16 protein-coding genes are annotated in these 16,097 nt (G+C 71.8%); 10 read left to right on the top strand and 6 right to left on the bottom strand.

Translation table 11 applies throughout. The features are described 5' to 3' along the window. The first annotated feature begins 101 nt into the window (after nucleotides 1–101). On the top strand, nucleotides 102–827 hold the full coding sequence (locus ABGB12_RS01670; RefSeq protein WP_347673920.1) for a CapA family protein: 726 nt from the start codon (nucleotides 102–104) through the stop codon (nucleotides 825–827). A gap of 69 nt (nucleotides 828–896) precedes the next feature. Here ABGB12_RS01670 and ABGB12_RS01665 read toward each other — a convergent pair whose 3' ends face one another. Next, entirely contained in the window at nucleotides 897–2,924 is a 2,028-nt protein-coding gene (locus tag ABGB12_RS01665) for an MMPL family transporter (protein WP_347673919.1), read from the bottom strand. 186 nt (nucleotides 2,925–3,110) lie between these two features. On the opposite strand from ABGB12_RS01665, the gene ABGB12_RS01660 reads away from it, so the two are divergent. Next, nucleotides 3,111–3,575, top strand: a complete 465-nt coding sequence (locus ABGB12_RS01660) for a MarR family transcriptional regulator (protein WP_347673917.1) — start codon at nucleotides 3,111–3,113, stop codon at nucleotides 3,573–3,575. On the opposite strand, the gene ABGB12_RS01655 is transcribed toward ABGB12_RS01660, so the two are convergent. Together ABGB12_RS01655 and ABGB12_RS01650 are read right to left on the bottom strand one after the other, a co-directional pair. Continuing rightward, nucleotides 3,572–4,150, bottom strand: a complete 579-nt coding sequence (locus ABGB12_RS01655) for a hypothetical protein (protein WP_347673914.1) — start codon at nucleotides 4,148–4,150, stop codon at nucleotides 3,572–3,574. The two genes, ABGB12_RS01660 and ABGB12_RS01655, sit on opposite strands and share 4 nt — an antisense overlap. A gap of 1 nt (nucleotide 4,151) precedes the next feature. Beyond that, on the bottom strand, nucleotides 4,152–6,767 hold the full coding sequence (locus ABGB12_RS01650; RefSeq protein WP_347673912.1) for a cation-translocating P-type ATPase: 2,616 nt from the start codon (nucleotides 6,765–6,767) through the stop codon (nucleotides 4,152–4,154). A gap of 101 nt (nucleotides 6,768–6,868) precedes the next feature. On the opposite strand from ABGB12_RS01650, the gene ABGB12_RS01645 reads away from it, so the two are divergent. Then, the gene (locus ABGB12_RS01645; RefSeq protein WP_347673909.1) at nucleotides 6,869–7,168 is read left to right on the top strand and encodes a hypothetical protein; all 300 of its coding nucleotides are present in this window, start codon (nucleotides 6,869–6,871) and stop codon (nucleotides 7,166–7,168) included. 11 nt (nucleotides 7,169–7,179) lie between these two features. Here ABGB12_RS01645 and ABGB12_RS01640 read toward each other — a convergent pair whose 3' ends face one another. Beyond that, the gene (locus ABGB12_RS01640) at nucleotides 7,180–8,001 is read right to left on the bottom strand and encodes a methyltransferase domain-containing protein (RefSeq protein ID WP_347673906.1); all 822 of its coding nucleotides are present in this window, start codon (nucleotides 7,999–8,001) and stop codon (nucleotides 7,180–7,182) included. Nucleotides 8,002–8,022: 21 nt separating this feature from the next. Next, entirely contained in the window at nucleotides 8,023–8,685 is a 663-nt protein-coding gene (locus ABGB12_RS01635) for a DNA-binding response regulator (RefSeq protein ID WP_347673905.1), read from the bottom strand. Between the two features lie 86 nt (nucleotides 8,686–8,771). On the opposite strand from ABGB12_RS01635, the gene ABGB12_RS01630 reads away from it, so the two are divergent. After that, nucleotides 8,772–9,647 carry an aldo/keto reductase gene (locus ABGB12_RS01630; protein WP_347673904.1) on the top strand — a complete coding sequence of 292 codons (876 nt, stop codon included), beginning with the start codon at nucleotides 8,772–8,774 and terminating at the stop codon, nucleotides 9,645–9,647. Nucleotides 9,648–9,650: 3 nt separating this feature from the next. Here ABGB12_RS01630 and ABGB12_RS01625 read toward each other — a convergent pair whose 3' ends face one another. After that, entirely contained in the window at nucleotides 9,651–10,625 is a 975-nt protein-coding gene (locus ABGB12_RS01625) for an AraC family transcriptional regulator (RefSeq protein ID WP_347673902.1), read from the bottom strand. Nucleotides 10,626–10,842: 217 nt separating this feature from the next. On the opposite strand from ABGB12_RS01625, the gene ABGB12_RS01620 reads away from it, so the two are divergent. The 6 genes from ABGB12_RS01620 to ABGB12_RS01595 are packed head-to-tail and all read left to right on the top strand — an operon-like array spanning nucleotide 10,843 to nucleotide 16,059. Further along, entirely contained in the window at nucleotides 10,843–12,063 is a 1,221-nt protein-coding gene (locus ABGB12_RS01620; RefSeq protein ID WP_347673901.1) for an ATP-binding protein, read from the top strand. Further along, nucleotides 12,060–12,473, top strand: coding sequence for a roadblock/LC7 domain-containing protein (locus tag ABGB12_RS01615; protein WP_347673900.1), 414 nt, complete (start codon nucleotides 12,060–12,062; stop codon nucleotides 12,471–12,473). Before ABGB12_RS01620 ends, ABGB12_RS01615 begins: the two co-directional genes overlap by 4 nt. After that, nucleotides 12,470–12,820 carry a DUF742 domain-containing protein gene (locus ABGB12_RS01610; protein WP_347673899.1) on the top strand — a complete coding sequence of 117 codons (351 nt, stop codon included), beginning with the start codon at nucleotides 12,470–12,472 and terminating at the stop codon, nucleotides 12,818–12,820. The genes ABGB12_RS01615 and ABGB12_RS01610 overlap by 4 nt, the downstream gene beginning before the upstream one ends. Next, on the top strand, nucleotides 12,798–13,394 hold the full coding sequence (locus tag ABGB12_RS01605) for an ATP/GTP-binding protein (protein ID WP_347673898.1): 597 nt from the start codon (nucleotides 12,798–12,800) through the stop codon (nucleotides 13,392–13,394). Before ABGB12_RS01610 ends, ABGB12_RS01605 begins: the two co-directional genes overlap by 23 nt. Next, the gene (locus tag ABGB12_RS01600) at nucleotides 13,391–14,725 is read left to right on the top strand and encodes a cytochrome P450 (RefSeq protein ID WP_347673896.1); all 1,335 of its coding nucleotides are present in this window, start codon (nucleotides 13,391–13,393) and stop codon (nucleotides 14,723–14,725) included. Before ABGB12_RS01605 ends, ABGB12_RS01600 begins: the two co-directional genes overlap by 4 nt. A gap of 20 nt (nucleotides 14,726–14,745) precedes the next feature. Then, nucleotides 14,746–16,059 (top strand): cytochrome P450, encoded by a 1,314-nt coding sequence (locus ABGB12_RS01595; protein ID WP_347673894.1) that lies wholly within the window; start codon nucleotides 14,746–14,748, stop codon nucleotides 16,057–16,059. The last annotated feature ends 38 nt before the right edge of the window (nucleotides 16,060–16,097 follow it).

Genomic DNA, 16,097 nt, shown 5'->3' with positions numbered 1-16,097 from the left:
ATCAGACGTCTTTCCGGGAGATGGTCCGATCGGAACGGGATCGGGCGGCGTCAGAACAGGACATGAAAAAGTTTCCGTTTGTGCTGGGTCTGCTGGGACTGATGGCGTCGACCGCCGGGTGCGGCCCCCTCGCCGCTCCGCTGGACCAGGGGACCGAACCCCCCATCCGGATCCTGCTGGGAGGTGAGGCCTTCCAGGGTCGTCCGCCCGCGTCCCTGGACGAGGCCGACCTGACCGTCGTCAGCGGCGACCCCGCCACTCTGGGAGCGGCGGGCGTCGACGTCCTGGTCGCCGACACTCCCGCGGACGGTTTCACCACCGTCTCCGGCACCGTCCCGTACAGCAAGGAGATCGGCGGCCACGAGGTGGCGGTCTTCGGAGCGACCTCCCCGGAGCGGGACAAGAAGGCCCTGCTCCGAGCGGTGCGGACCACCGCGGACACGACCGACTTCGTCATGGTCTACCTGCTCTGGCCCCGGACCGGGACCGCCTGTCCGGACGACGCCCGCCGCTCCCTCACCGCCGCGCTGGTCGAGGCCGGCGCGGACGCCGTGGTCGGCGCCGGAGGCCCCGTCCAACCCGGCGGCTTCCTCGCCGAAGGCCTCGGTTTCGTCCACTACGGCCTCGGCTTCCTGAACGGCGGCAGCGGCGGACTCCTCGACCTGAAGGTCGGCGGTACCACCGTCCTCAAGGCCACGTGGAACCCGAGCACCGCCCGAGGCCCTCTCACCGGCCAGGCGAAAGAGCACGCCCGCCGCCAGTGGAGAGACGGCCTCACGTCCTGCCCCGGCCTGGACGAAGGCCCGGCCGCCCTCAGAACGTCCTGACGGTCGTATCCCTGCTCGGCCGGAGGGACGCGCCCGGCGCCCGCCATGCGGGTGGCGCGGGTGCCGCGCTCAGGGCAGGATCTTGCGTCGGGTCGGCCACCACATCTTCGGCCCGAGGTCGTAGGCGAGGGCCGGGACGAGCAGGGAGCGCACGACCAGGGCGTCCAGCAGCACCCCGAACGCCACGATGAAGGCGAGCTGGACGAGGAAGACCAGCGGGAGCACCGCGAGGGCGCCGAAGGTCGCGGCCAGGACGACCCCCGCGGAGGTGATGACACCGCCGGTGGCGACCAGCCCCCGCAGCACGCCCTGCCGGGCCCCGTGCCGGAGGGTCTCCTCGCGCACCCTGGTCATGAGGAAGATGTTGTAGTCCACTCCCAGCGCCACCAGGAACACGAACCCGAACAGGGGCACGGACGGGTCGGAGCCCGCGAAGCCGAAGACGTGGTCGAAGACCAGCGCGGACACGCCGAGCGTCGCGGCGAACGACAGCACGACCGTCAGGATGAGCACGATCGGCGCCGTCACGGCCCGCAGCAGCACGCCGAGGATGACGAGGATCACCAGCAGCGCGATGGGGATGATGATCGTCCGGTCGTGTTCGGCCGTCAGGCGGGTGTCGTACTGGGAGGCGGTGTAGCCGCCGACGAGGGCGTCCGCCCCCGGAACCCGGTGCAGGGTCTCACGCAGCGCGGCCACGGTGTCGATGGCCCGGTCGGAGTCGGGCGAGGCGGCCAGGGTCGCCAGCACCATCCCCCGGCCGTCGACGACCGTCGGCTTCCCGGACTCGTCCGTCAGCGGCCGGACGGAGTCCACGCCCTTCACGGACCGCGCGGCCTGCGCCACCGGCTGGAGGGCGTCGGCGTCGGCCAGGATGACCGCTGGGTTGCCCGACCCCGCGGGGAAGTGCCGCTGCAGCGCCTCCTGCCCCGTGATCGAGGGGGTCTTCTCCAGGAACACATCGGTCTGCGCGATCCCGTCGGCCTTGAGCGTCGGCATGAACGCGGCCAGCGCGACCAGGACCAGGGCGGTCAGCACCCAGGTGCGGCGCGGTCTGCGGGAGATCACTCCGGCGAGCCTCTCCCACAGCTCGTGGCCGCGGTCGAGGCGGCGTGACGGCCAGTAGGCGGCGCGGCCGAGCAGCGCCAGCGCGGCGGGCAGGAAGGTGAGCACCGCGACCAGGGCGCAGCCGACGCCGATGGCGGCGACGGGGCCGAGGGAGCGGTTGGAGTTGAGGTCGCTGAGCATCAGGGTCAGCAGGCCAGCCGCGACGGTGAAGGCGCTGGCGGAGATGGGTGCGAGGGAGCGCCGCCAGGCGTGCCTGATGGCGTCCCACCGGTCGGCTCCGATGAGTTCCTCCCGGTACCGGACGGCCAGCAGCAGCGCGTAGTCGGTGGCCGCGCCGACCACCAGGATGAACATGATCCCCTGGGTCTGCCCGTCGAGGGCGAGCGTGCCGCGGTCGGCCAGGAAGTAGACCAGGGCGGAGGCCAGGGCGAGCGCCAGCACCGCGGTGACGATCACGATGAGGGGCAGCAGCACGCTGCGGTAGACCAGCAGGAGGATGAGCAGGACGACGCCGAGCGCGACCATGAGCAGCAGCCCGTCGATGCCGGCGAACGCCGCGGACAGGTCGGCGCCGACGGCGGCGCTGCCCGTGATGTACAGGTCGAGGCCGGGCACCGCGGCGAGTTCCCCGAGCCGGTCGATCGGGGGGTCGTCGAGGTCGGCGGGCAGGGGCACGACGGACTGGAGCGCCAGCCCGTCGGAGGACCTGACCGGCGGGGAGGGGGCCTCGGCCGTCAGCCCCGCCCGCTGGATCCTCTGGACCGCCGCGGCCGCCTGCTTCTCGGCGTCGGCGGTGATCTCCGTGCCGGACTCCCAGACGAGCACCGCGGGGGTGGTGCTGCGGTCCTCGAAGTCCTTGCGGAGTTCGGCGACCCGGGTGGACTCGGCGGTGGCCGGCAGGAAGGTGCTGCTGTCGTTGCTCTGGACTTCACCGAGCTTGCCGGTGAACTGGCCGAGGGGGCCCACTCCGGCGATCCAGACGAGGAGGACGAGGGCGAGCGGCAGCCAGAGTCGGCTCTTTTTCGACATATCGTCAGGCTCTTCCCGCAATAGTGTGTTCCTCGTCGCGCGGACCGGACGGAGACGGTCACCGGAAGTGACGGCCCGGCACGGTCGGCGACGAGGTGGAGGGCTTGTAGGGTAGTTATTGCTAGCTGGTCTAGTTATTAAACCATTTAGCTAGATGGTCTAGCTAATCGAAGGGGTGGGGCGACCATGAACGACGGCGCGGCGGAACGGCGGCGTCTGATCACGCTCATGCGCCGGCTGAACGGCGAGCTCGACCAGCTGGGCCATGCCTTCGCCAAGAAGCACGCGCTGCACCCCACCAACGTCCGCGCGATGTTGCTGATCATGGAGTCGGGGCTGGCGGGAACCCCCATCACCCCGGGCGAGGTGGCCCGCAAACTGGGTCTGACCACCGCGGCGGTCAGCTCGCTGCTCGACCGGCTGGAGCAGGCCGACCACCTGGTCCGCCGCGCCGCGCCCGGCGACCGCCGCCGCGTCCACCTGGAAGTGGCCCCCGAGGCCATGGAACTGGCCGGTACGTTCTTCCACCCCCTCAACGCCCGGCTCACCGAGGCCATGAAGGACTACTCCCCCCAGGACCTGGCGGCCATCGAGAGATTCCTCACCGACATGACCCGGGAGATCTCGGGGTACCGGGAAGAGGACCCCTAATCCTCGGGCTTCTCCGACGGCCTGCGTCCCAGGAGCCTCGTCCAGTCGATCCGGGCCAGCAGCACCACGCCGACCAGCAACACGATCTGTGCCGCCACCCCCCACGGGGAGGTCAGGGACGAGGTGAGGGCCTCGCCGAACGTCGCCTCGGCCGCGGTGGCCGCGCCGAGGTAGAAGGAGTAGCTGACCAGCCGCGCCGCGAAGAAGGCGAGGGCGGCCGGGACCAGCCGGACGCCCAGCAGCCCCGCGGCCTCGAAGAGCTGCGCCGACGGCAGGGGCGAGAACACGAACAGGGAGAGGCCCAGCAGCGACCTGCTCCTGTGCTCGGTGAGGTACTCCTTGGCGACCGCCAGGCTCTCCTGGCGCGCGGGGCTGAGCCGGTGCCGGATCCTGCCGGTCGCCACGGCCAGGCAGTACCGCCCGCCACTGGCCGCGACGGCGGCCAGCAGCACGAGCGGGACCAACTCCAGGCCCCAGTGCAGCTTGATCAGGACGAGGAGGAAGGCGGTGGGCGGCCCGAACGCCGGAAGCAGGTTGACGCCGAAGACCAACGCGAAGGCCGCCAGATAGTACAAGTCACCCCCTGGAGTTCCCGGGGTCGCGCGCCGCCTGCCGCGCGGCGGGGCCGGGATGGATGGCCCGGTCGAGCCGGACCGCGGCGTAGCCCAGGACGGACAGCGCGCTCACGATCAGGAGGTCCGGCAGTGCCAGGGGCTCGGTGCCCAGGAGGTTCTGCAGCGGCGGCAGGTAGAGGCCGGCGAGCTGCAACAGCAGCGCCCCCGCGACGGCGGCCAGGAGCATCGGGTTGGCCAGGGAGCGCGGACGGGCCCGGGATCCGAGGGCCGCTCCCAGCTGCAGGGCTCCCAGCGCGAAGAACGCCATGCTCTGCCAGGGGCGCCCGGTGTGCTCGCCCCACACCGCGACGCCGAGGGTGACGGCGGTGAGCACGACCGCGATCCGCACGATCCGCTGCCACAGGCCGGCGCCGAGGATGCTCTGCTCCGGCGGCCGGGGCGGCCGGCGCATCGCGGTCTCCTCGGCGGGCTCCCCGCCCAGCGCCACCCCGGGCAGGCCGTGGGTGAGCAGGTTGATCCACAGGATCTGGGCGGGCAGCAGCGGAAGCGGCAGCCCCACGAACGGGCCGATGAGCATGACCGCGATCTCGGCGACACCGCCGGACAGCCCGTAGACCAGGAACCTGCGGATGTTGGAGTACACCCGCCGCCCCTCCTCGACGGCGGCCACCACGGTGCCCAGCTCGTCGTCGGCCAGCACCAGGTCGGAGGCCTGGCGGGCCACCTCGGTGCCCCGGCGCCCCATCGCCACGCCGATGTCGGAGCGGCGCAGGGCGGGCCCGTCGTTGACGCCGTCGCCGGTCATCGCGACGATCTCGCCGCTGGCGCTCAGCGCCTCGATGATGTCGAGCTTGTGCCGGGGGTTGGCGCGGGCGAAGACCGTGATCTCGTGGAGGTTCTCCGGGCGGGGGCCGCGGCAGTCGACCACCTGGGCGGAGTCCTCGGCGATGCCGAGTTCGGCGGCGACGGCACGGGCGGTTCCGGGATGGTCGCCGGTGATGAGGACGAGCCGGATCCCGGCGTCCTTGCAGGCGCCGATGGTGCGGGCGGCGGCCTCGCGCGGCGGGTCGAGGATGGCGACGAGGCCGAGCAGGCGCAGCCCCCGCTCCAGGTGGTCGCCGAGCTCGTCGTCGTTCCGTTCGGCCTGGGTGACGGCCAGGACCCGGAAACCGCCGCGGGCGTACTCGTCCGCCTCGGCGGCGGCCCGCTCGATCACCGTCCGGTCGTCGGTGAGGAGATCGGGGTCCAGCAGGACCTCGGGCGCGCCTTTGCAGACGACCCGGTAGCGGCCGCCGGAGAGGCGGTGGACCGTCGTCATGCGCTTGCGGTCGCTGTCGAAGGGGAGTTCGGCGGTGCGCGGGAACTCGTGCTCCAGTTCCTCGTGGTCGAGGCCGAGCTTGGCGGCGGCGACGAGGAGGGCGGCCTCCGTGGGGTCTCCGAGGGCGGCCCACTCGCTCCGGCCGCCGTCCGGCGGGGCGAGGCGGGCGTCGTTGCACAGGGCCGCGGCGGTCAGCAGCTCGGTGAGGTCCGGCCGGTCGGCAGGCCCGATCGTGCCGCCGTCCAGCAGGACGTCGCCTTTGGGGGCGTATCCGGTGCCGGTGAGCTCGACCTCCACGTCCGAGGGGGTCCAGGCGTGCTGCGCGACCATCCGCCCCTCGGTGAGGGTGCCCGTCTTGTCGGTGGCGAGGACGGTCACCGAACCCAGGGTCTCGACGGCGGGAAGCTTGCGGATGAGGGCGTTGCGCGCCGCCATGCGCCTGGCTCCCAAGGCCAGGGCGAGGGTGACGACGGCGGGGAGGGACTCGGGAACGGCCGCGACCACCAGGCTGATCGCCGTGACCACCATCAGTTCGAGCGGCTGCCCCCGGAGCAGCCCGAGCACCAGGACGACGACGCACAGGACGACCGCCAGTGCCGCCAGCAGCCGTCCGACGCCCGCGAGCCGCTTCTGCAGCGGGGTGAGGCCCGCCTCCCGGCCCAGCATCGAGGCGATCCGCCCCGCGGCGCTGTCCTCGCCGATCGCGGTGACGAGGGCCTTGCCCCGCCCCTTGGACACCACGGTCCCCGCCGAGACCTTCGAGACGTCGGCCTCCTCCGTCTCGGGGGTACTGGAGGCCATCTTGTCCACCGGGACCGACTCGCCCGTCATGGACGACTCGTCGACCAGCAGTCCGCCCGCGTCGACCAGGACGCCGTCGGCCGGGACGATGTCCCCCTCGCCCAGCACCAGGAGGTCGCCCACCACGACCTCCTCGCTGGGGACCTCCCGCTGCCTCCCGTCCCGCACCACGCGCGCGGCCGGGGCGGTGAGCTCCGACAGGGCCGTGATCGCCTGGTCGGCCCGCACCTCCTGCCACACCCCGACCGTGGTGTTGGCGACGACCACCAGCAGGATCACGGCCATGTCGGTGTAGTCCCCGGTGAGCAGCGTCAGCGCCGCCGCCACCAGCAGCACGATCATCAGCGGATCCCGCAGCTGCGCCGCGATCCGCCGCCACAACGGCGTGGGAGGCCGCCTCGGCAGGGCGTTGGGGCCGTCCCGCCCGAGCCGTTCCACCGCCTCCGCCGTGGTCAGGCCCTGGAAGGCGGTCCTCACCGCTCCTTCGCCGTCGCTCACCGTTCCCCCTGGAACCCGTCCAACGTCCTGTTCATGGGCGTTTCCCTTCCCTGTATGGGTATGCCCGATGTCAAAGATTCCGCGGAAGGGAAGTGATCCGCATGACGAGAGCACGTCTGGTGCCGCTCGTCCTCCTCCTCGCCGCCGCCCTGACGGCATGCGCCGCGGGCCCCAACAACGTCGCCCACGTCGACGCCCCCCAGGAGCTCGCCGGTTTCTGGCAGGGTCTCTGGCACGGCCTGATCACCCCCGTCACCTTCATCGTGTCCCTGTTCGACGACGACGTGAACATCTACGAAGTCCACAACGACGGCAACTGGTACAACTTCGGATTCATGCTCGGAGTTTCCACGATCTTCTCCGCCCTCGCCCGTCCCGCCGTCTCGGCGGGCAAGTCCTGACCTCTCGGCGGTCAGGGGGTGCCGGTGGCGATGAGGGTGGTGGCGTCGAAGACGGTGACGTTCTCGGTGGTGAGAGAGCCGAGGAAGCGGTCGCGGACGCGGGCGACGGCGTCGTCGGGGAGGCCGAGGAGCAGGGCGTGGAAGCCGGTGCCGGTGACCAGGGGCCAGGCGGTCTCGGGAGTCAGCGGGACCTCGTGGACGTGGCGGTGCACACTCACGTCCCTGAGACCGAGGCCCGTCATCCACTCGCCGAGGGCGTCTTCGGTGTTGAGGCGCATACTGGCCAGCTGGGCGGGGTTGGGTTCGTCGGGTAGGCCGGGGACGGCGCGCTCGGAACGCACCGTGCGGTGCAGGAGGCCGGCGAAGTCCGCCATGGAGCCCCGCGCCCAGGCGGAGACGGAGAAGCGGCCGCCGGGGCGGACGAGGTCCGCGAGGCGGCGTGCCGAGGCGTCCATGTCGGGCAGGAAGAAGACACCGTAGGAGCACAGGAGCAGGTCGTAGGGCTGAGGGGACGACCACGCCGTCACGTCGGCCACGTGGAAGCGGAGCGGGGACGGTCCTTGCGCCGAGGCCTGACGTCGGCCCAGCTCCACCAGGCCCGAGGAGACGTCCACCGCGTCGACCAGGCCGGTCGGCCCCACGGCTCGGGCTGCGGGGAACGCGGTGGAGCCCGCCCCGCAGCAGGCGTCGAGCACCCGCTCGCCCGGAGCGGGACGGACGTGCCCGACGTAGGCCTCGCCCAGCGGCTCCCAGAGGAGAGGGGCCGCCGCGTGGTAGCCGAGGGCGGCGGCGTCGAAGATCTCATCGGTCTGCGGAGCGCGCGGTGCGGACATCAGGGCTCTTTCTGCTCGGGGTCAGAGGCCGAAATCGGCGGCGCGGAGGCCGGCCTGGAAGCGGGAGTCGGCCTGGAGGGCGGTCATCAGGTCGGCCACGCGGCGGCGGTAGGTGCGCAGGGACAGGCCGAGACGGCGGGAGGCGGTCTCGTCGGTGGCGCCGGAGGCGAGGGCGCGCAGGACGGCGCGGGCGTCCCCGTCCAGGTGGGGGAGGTCGCCGGGCAGCCAGGACGTGAAGTCCCGGGAGGTCTCCCAGGCCGCCTCGAAGAGGGAGAGGACGCCGGCGACCAGGGAGGGCGAGGAGGTGACGGTGTACTCGCGGCCGGCGGGCGCGGCGGGACCGGCCAGGATCACGAGGCGGCGGTCGATGACGATCGTCTCGTGGGGGAGCGGCGCCGCGCTGATCCGCACACGCGCGCCCGCCGCGGAGACCTCGCGGAGGTGGGCGCGGGTCGGCTCGTCGGCCAGAGCGGAGGGGCTGAAGAGCTTGCGGACCTCGAAGCGTCCGGGCCCCGCGGCGCGCATGCGGTCGCGGACCGCCGCCTGGGCCGCGGGCTGCGACCAGGTGTCGGGGTCGCGGGCGGCGCAGGCGAAGTCCTCCCGCACCGAGGCGAACAGGTGGCCCGCGCGGGCGACGAGCTCGTCCTCGCCTCGCACGGTGATGATGCGGTCCGTCGTCTCCACCCGTCCAGTCTCTCCGACGGGCGGGCCGGATGGCAGCTTGCTGCCAGACCTTGGCGGCGTCGGGCTCCAGGGGCCAGGTTGGAGGCATGGACATCAAGACGAACGCCTCGGGACGGTTCCCGCTCGGCGGCGACCTGAAGATCAACCGGCTCGGGTTCGGGGCGATGAGGCTGCCCGCGTCCTTCGGCTTCGCCGGGGACGTCCGAGACCCAGAAGAGGGCATCGCGGTGCTGCGCAGGGCCGTCGAACTGGGCGCCGACCACATCGACTCGGCGGGTTTCTACAGGCGGGGGGACGTGCGGGCGCACGACCTGATCCGGCGGGCCCTCCACCCCTACGACGGGCTGGTCGTCGCGACCAAGGTGGGGCCGCTCCTGGGCGACGAGGGCGTCCCCACGCACCAGGCGCCGCCCGAACGGCTGCGTGAACTGGTGGAGCAGGACATGGAGGCGATCGGCGTGGAGCGCCTCGACCTGGTGTATCTGCGGGTGGGCGGCCTGAGCGAGCCGGGAGGCGAGCGGGTGGGCGAACGCTTCGCGGCCCTGGCGGAGCTCCGAGAGGAAGGGCTCATCCGGCATCTGGGCCTCAGCAACGTCGACTCCGCCCAGCTCGCCGAAGCGCGGGGGATCGCCCCGGTGACCGCCGTGCAGAACAGCTTCAACCTGATGAACACCCGTCCCGCCGACGCCGAGTTGCTGGCCGTGTGTGAGCGCGATGGCATCGCCTTCGTCCCGTTCTTCCCGCTGGGAGGCGGTTTCGACCCGCTCGCCGCTTCCGGTCTGGACCGTGTCGCCGCCCGCCACGGGGCGACGCGGCCCCAGGTGGCGCTGGCCTGGCTGCTGGCCCGCTCCCCGGTGATGCTGCCGATCCCCGGCACCGGCTCCCTGGCCCACCTGGAGGAGAACATGGGCGCCGCGGGACTCTGCCTCACCGGCGAGGACCTGGCCGACCTCCGGGCGTGACGTTCAGCCGCCCGTCCTCGCCGCGGGACGGGCGGCGCGCCGCATCTCGCGGGGAGTCGTTCCGTAACGGCGGCGGAAGGCGGTGCTGAGAGCGCTGGGGGAGGAGAAGCCGGCGGCGTAGGCGAGGTCGGTGATCGGCAGGTGGGCGTGGGACGGGTCCTGCAGGAGGCGGCGGGCCAGCCGCAGCCTCTCCTCGCGGATCAGGTCGCGCGGAGTGGTGCCGACCTGCTGGAGGGCCAGCTGGACCTGCCGCAGGGACCAGCCGAGGTCCAGCGCGATCGTCGTGCCGCTGAGGTCGGGGTCGGCGGCGTGGGCGCGGACGTACCGGCGGACGAGGGTCGCGACCTCGGTCAGGTGGGCGGGGGCGTCGGGGCGGTCGTCGCCGAGGGAGAGCATGCACAGCAGTTCCGTCAGCCGGTCGCAGGCCGCGTCGAACTGGAGGTCGGCCAGCGCTTCGCGTTCGCGGACCAGGCCCTTCATCAGGTCGGAGACGATCCGGCCGAGCCCGGTGCGCAGGTCGAGCCGGACGGCCAGCGGAGAGGAGCGTCCGAGCGGCTCGTCCACCTGCCGGGCGGGGATGGTCAGGACGAGCCCGTGCGTGCCGGAGGCCTGGCCGAGCTCCAGCGGCGAGGTGAGGGTGACCAGGACGCCGGCGCCGGGGGTCAGCCTGGTCCGTCTGCCGTCCTGGCGCACCGTCAGCTCGCCGGAGAGGGGGAGCAGGAACCGGTAGTCCTCGTCGGGTTCGCTGCGGATGTGCGCGGGGGTGCGCAGGTAGGCGACCTCGTCGGAGCGGAACTCGACGAGGTGGTAGGCGGTGCTGCGCTGGTGGACGGTCATCCCGCTGAAGCCGGGCCGGAGGAACCGGTAGTCCAGGGCGGTCTGGGTGGCGGTGATGTGCTCGCGCCAGAAGTCCGCGCGCTCGTGCGGAGGCAGTTCGTCGGTCGAGACGGTGGTGACCGTGTAGGCGTTGCATGGCACGGCTCGAGCACACTCCAGAAGCCGGGAATAGGAACTTCGGCAAGAAGTTCCCCGACGGTTTCGGCAGATTAGTACAAGATCCGCAAGCAACTAGGTTTTTGTCGCTGCGTCTGGCGAAAAGTTCTCTGCGCGTGACCACAAGTGTGCAGGAGGCGTGGGTTCTACTGTCTCTTAATTCCCATGTGTCCCGGAAATTACTGAGAGTGACAGAGATCTGATGGAGCACCTGTCCCTCCTCGCGTTCCTCTGCGCGAGTATCGCCTTCTTCGCCGTCTCACTGGTGCTGGTGCGCCAGAGGCGGCTCACCGCGCGGCTGGAGGAGGACGGCGCCCTGATGGCGGCGCAGCTGGCCGCCCGCGACCAGGCACTGCGCCACCTCGTGACGATCGGGCTGCCGCAGATGACGGCCTCCTCCGCCCGGCCGCCCGCCGCCCCCCACCGCGCGCTGCTGCAGCACACGGACTTCGCCCGCGACCTCGACGCGGTGACCGACCTGTTCGCCGCCTCCGCCGAGGAGATCAGGGCCCACGCGGACCAGTCCGCCAAGGCCACGCTCCGGGCGATGATGCGCACGGTGCAGAGCCTCGCCAACGAGCAGCAGGTCGTCATCACCGAGATGCAGGAACGGCACGACGACCCCGACGTGCTGGCGGACCTGCTGCGGATCGACCACATGAACGCCCAGCTCGGCCGGCGCGTCCAGGCCACCGCGGTGCTCTGCGGCTCCTGGCCGGGACTGCAGCGCCAGGCCTCCTCGCTCAGCGACGTGGTGCGCGGCGCGACCTCCCGGATCCGGGACTACCTGCGGATCAAGCTCTACTCCGAGCCGAACGTCGCGGTGGTCAGCCGGGCCGTGGAGCCCGTCGTGCTGGCCGTCGCCGAACTCCTCGACAACGCCGCCCGGCACTCCCAGCCCAGCACGTCGGTCGAGGTCAACTTCCAGCCGACGCACAACGGCATGGCCATCATGATCGACGACGCGGGCGTCGCGATGGACACCGAGGAGCTCGAGCGCGCGTCAGCGCTCCTCGACGGGCGGCAGTCCGTGGACATCCACCGGCTCGGCGACCCCCCGCAGGTCGGTTTCGCCACCACCGGAGTCCTGGCCGGCCGCTACGGATTCCGCGTCTCGGTGGACAGCCGCTCACCGTACGGCGGAGTCCGCGCGGTGGTGTTCCTGCCGTCGGAACTGCTCACGACGGTCCCCGTGGACGAACCGCCCCACGCCGAGGCGGCCGCACCGGCCCCGGTGCTGACCTCCGGCGGGCTGCCCAGACGGCGGCGGGCGGACGAGCCCGCGCGGGAACAGCTCCTCCCCGCCTCCGCCCCCGCCGAGCCCTCCCGGCACAAGGCCGCGGGCCTCGGCGCCTGGCAGCGCGGCTCCCGGTCGGGCCGGACCGTCTCACCCTCCGCAAGCGAAGAGAAGGACCAGCGTTGACAGAGGTCACGAACAACAAGCTCGGCTGGATGCTGGACGACGCGCTGCGCATGCCGGAGACGCGGTACGCGATCCTCCTGTCGGCCGACGGGCTTCTCATCGCGCACTCCGAAGGCATCCACCGCGACGACGCGGAACGGCAGGCCGCCGGGATGTCCGGGCTGCAGTCCCTCGCCCGCAGCACCGCCGAGTTCTGCGGCAGCCCCGACACCGTCTGGCACCAGACCGTGACCGAGTTCGAGGCCGGCTACGTCTTCCTGGTCGCGGCGGGCGCGAACGCCTACCTGGCGGTGTCCGCGAGCCCGAGCGTCGACATGGAAGTGGTCTCCTACCGGCTGCAGGAACTCGTCCAGCGGCTGGGCAAGGAGCTGATGAGCCCGACCCGCCAGGGGAGCGGCGTCGCCTCATGAGGCCTCCCAAACGCCCTCTCGTCCGCCTGCACGTGGTGACCGGGGGCCGCGCCCACCCGAGCCGCAACGTGTTCGACCTGGTCACCCTGGTGACCGCCGTCCCCACCGCCACCACCACGGGGATCACACCGGAGCAGCGGAGGGTGCTGGAACTGTGCCGGGGAGGGCCGCTGTCGGTCGCCGAGGTCGCCGGCCACCTCCAACTGCCCGTCAGCGTCACCAAGGTGCTGCTGTCCGATCTCGTGGACAGCGGTCATCTCGTCGTCCGTTCCCCCGCATCGTCGTCCCAGCGGCCTTCGGTCGGTCTTCTTCAGGAGGTGCTCGATGGGCTCCGTGCTCGCCTCTGACGGGCTGTATCTCAACGACTCGGTGAAGACCGCCGTGAAGATCCTGATCGTCGGGCACTTCGCGGTCGGCAAGACGACGTTCGTCGGCACACTGTCGGAGATCCGCCCGCTGCGCACCGAGGAGCGCATGACGAAGGCCGGAGAGTTCGTCGACGACCTGGCCGGGATCGAGGACAAGACCACCACGACCGTGGCGATGGACTTCGGCCGCCTCACCCTCAGCGACCACCTCGTCCTCTACCTGTTCGGGGCGCCCGGACAGCAGCGCTTCACGCAGCTGTGGCACGACCTGTCCCTGGGCGCGCTGGGAGCGCTCGTGCTGGTGGACACCAACCGCCTGGAGATGTCCTTCGACGTGGTGAACCTGCTGGAGAAGCGCGGGCTGCCGTACGCGGTGGCCGTCAACCAGTTCGACGGGGCCCCGACCTATCCGCTGGAGGAGATCCGCGAAGCGCTCGACCTGCTTCCCCGGACACCTCTCGTCGCCTGCGACGCCCGCGACCACGACTCGTCCGTACGGGCGCTGATCGCGCTGGTCGACCACCTTCTCGTTCTCGGACAGGACAAAGCATGACGGCTGAGACGCACCAGGAGCGCGTCAAGATGTACGACGCGCAGTTCGCGGCGGACCCCGCGGGCGTCTACGAGATGCTGCGCTCCAGGTACGGCGACTACGCTCCGGTCGAACTGGCTCCCGGGGTGCCTGCGACGCTCGTCCTGGGCTACGACGCGGCGCTCGGGGTGCTGCGCGACCCCGGGACGTTCCCCAAGGACCCGCGGCGCTGGCAGCAGACCATGCCGCCGGACTGCCCGGTCATGCTGGTGATGGGCTACCGGCCCAACGTCCTGTACACCGACGGCAGCGAACACGCCAGGTTCCGCAGGACGATCACCGACGCCTTCGAGCGGGTTCCCCCCGCCGCCATGCGCGAGTACATCGAGCAGAGCGCCGACGTCCTCATCGACGGTTTCGCCGCCGACGGTGAGGCCGATCTGTGCGCCCAGTACGGCGTCAGGCTGCCGCTCCTGGTGTTCAACCGGCTCTTCGGCTGCCCGCCCGACATCGCCGACCGGCTCGTCCGCGGTCTGATCGCGATGGCCGAACTGGTGGACGCCGAGAAGGGCGGCGCGATGTTCACCCAGGCCGCCCGGGACCTGGTCGCGCTCAAGCGGGTCAGTCCCGGCGCGGACCTCACCACCTGGATGGTCGAGCATCCGGCCGGGCTCACCGACGAGGAGCTGGGCGACCAGATCGGGCTGCTCATGGCCACGGGGACCGAGCCCGTGTCCAACCTCATCACCAACGCGCTGCACCTGCTGCTGTCGGACGACCGTTTCGCCGGCGACCTGTCCGGCGGCAGCCTCCCGGTCGAGGACGCCCTGGACGAGGTCCTGTGGACCGACCCGCCCATCGCCAACTTCGGGTTCACCTACCCGGTGCGGGACGTGGAGCGCGACGGGTACGTCATGCCCGCGGACCAGCCCGTCGGCATCGCCTACAAGGCGGTCAACACCGACCCGTCCAAGAACACCGGACAGCGGGTCGGCAACCGCGCGCACCTGGCGTTCAGCGCGGGCGCGCACACCTGCCCGGCCAAGAACCCCGCCCGCAGCATGGCCTCGATCGCCATCGAGAAGCTCCTGGACCGGCTCCCCGACCTCGACCTGGCCATCTCCGCGGACAAGCTCCAGTGGCGTCCGGGCCCCTTCCACCGGTCGCTGGCCGCCCTCCCCGTCCGGTTCGCCCCCGCCGCCGTCCTGGTCCCCACCCCCGCACCCGTCCCGGCCCCCGCCGTGCCGGCCGTTCCGGCGCGCGTTCCGGTGTCGGCGCCGGCCCCGACGGCCCCGTCCGAGCCGGCCCCCTCCTCCTTCTGGGCCCGCGTGGCGGCCTGGTGGAAGGTCTGACCGTTCTGAGAGGACCATCCGTGACCGCTGAGGCGCACCAGGACCGCGTCAAGATGTACGACGCGCAGTTCGCGGCGGACCCTGCGGGCGTCTACGAGATGCTGCGCTCCAGGTACGGCGACTACGCTCCGGTCGAGCTGGTGCCCGGAGTGTCCGCGACGCTCGTCCTGGGCTACGACGCGGCGCTGGAGGTGCTGCGCGACCCCGTGACGTTCCCCAAGGACCCGCGGCGCTGGCAGCAGACCGTTCCGCCGGACTGCCCGGCCCTGCCGATCATGGGTTACCGGCCCAACGTCCTGTACACCGACGGCGACACGCACGCCCGGTTCCGCAAGGCGATCGTCGACGCCTTCGGGCGGGTCGACGCCGTCGCGCTGCGCGCGTACGTCGAGCAGAGCGCCGACGTCCTCATCGACGGGTTCGCCGCCGACGGGGAGGCCGACCTGTGCGCACGGTACAGCGGCCGGCTGCCGATCCTGGTGTTCAACCGGATCTTCGGCAGCCCGCCCGACATCGCCGACCGGATCATGCAGGCGATCATCGGGATCGCCGAACTGGTCGACGTGGAGAACGCCAGCGCGATGCTCACCCGGGGCGTCGAGGACCTGATCTCCCTCAAGCGGGCGGCCCCCGGCGCGGACGTCATCTCCTGGATGATCGAGCACCCGGCCCGGCTGACCGACGAGGAGCTGACCGACCAGATCAGCCTCCTCGTGGGCAAGGGCATCGCCCCGATCCACAACCTCATCGCCAACGCGCTGAGCCTGCTGCTGTCGGACGGCCGTTTCGGCGGCGACCTGTCCGGCGGCAGCCTCCCGGTCGAGGACGCCCTGGACGAGGTCCTGTGGACCGACCCGCCCATCGTCAACTTCGGGTTCACCTACCCGGTGCGGAACGTGGAGCGGGCAGGGTACGTCATGCCCGCCGACCAGCCGGTGGCCATCGCCTACAAGGCGGTCAACACCGACCCGTCCAAGAACACCGGCCAGCGGGTCGGCAACCGCGCCCACCTGGCGTTCAGCGCGGGCGCGCACACCTGCCCGGCCAAGAACCCTGCCCGCCTCATCGCCTCGATCGCCATCGAGAAGCTCCTGGACCGGCTCCCCGACCTCGACCTGGCCGTCTCCGCGGACAAGCTCCAGTGGCGTCCCGGTCCCTTCCACCGCGCCCTGGCCTCACTTCCCGTCCGGTTCGCCCCCGCCGCCGTCCTCATCCCCACCCTCGTCCCCGCGCCCCGCTTCTCCGCACCCCCGCCGCCCACCCCGCAGCAGTTCCACGCGGAATCGGGCGACTCCTCCCTGTGGTCCCGCCTGACCTCCTGGTGGAGCGTCTGACCCGCCCATACCGACCGTCTGCCCTCTTGAGAACAGGT

It is taken from the genome of Actinocorallia sp. B10E7 (genome assembly GCF_039871655.1).
In the GTDB taxonomy this organism is placed as follows: Bacteria; Actinomycetota; Actinomycetes; order Streptosporangiales; family Streptosporangiaceae; genus Actinocorallia.
Note: the sequence above shows the minus strand (reverse complement) of the source record. Positions and strands in the feature narration are given on the sequence as shown.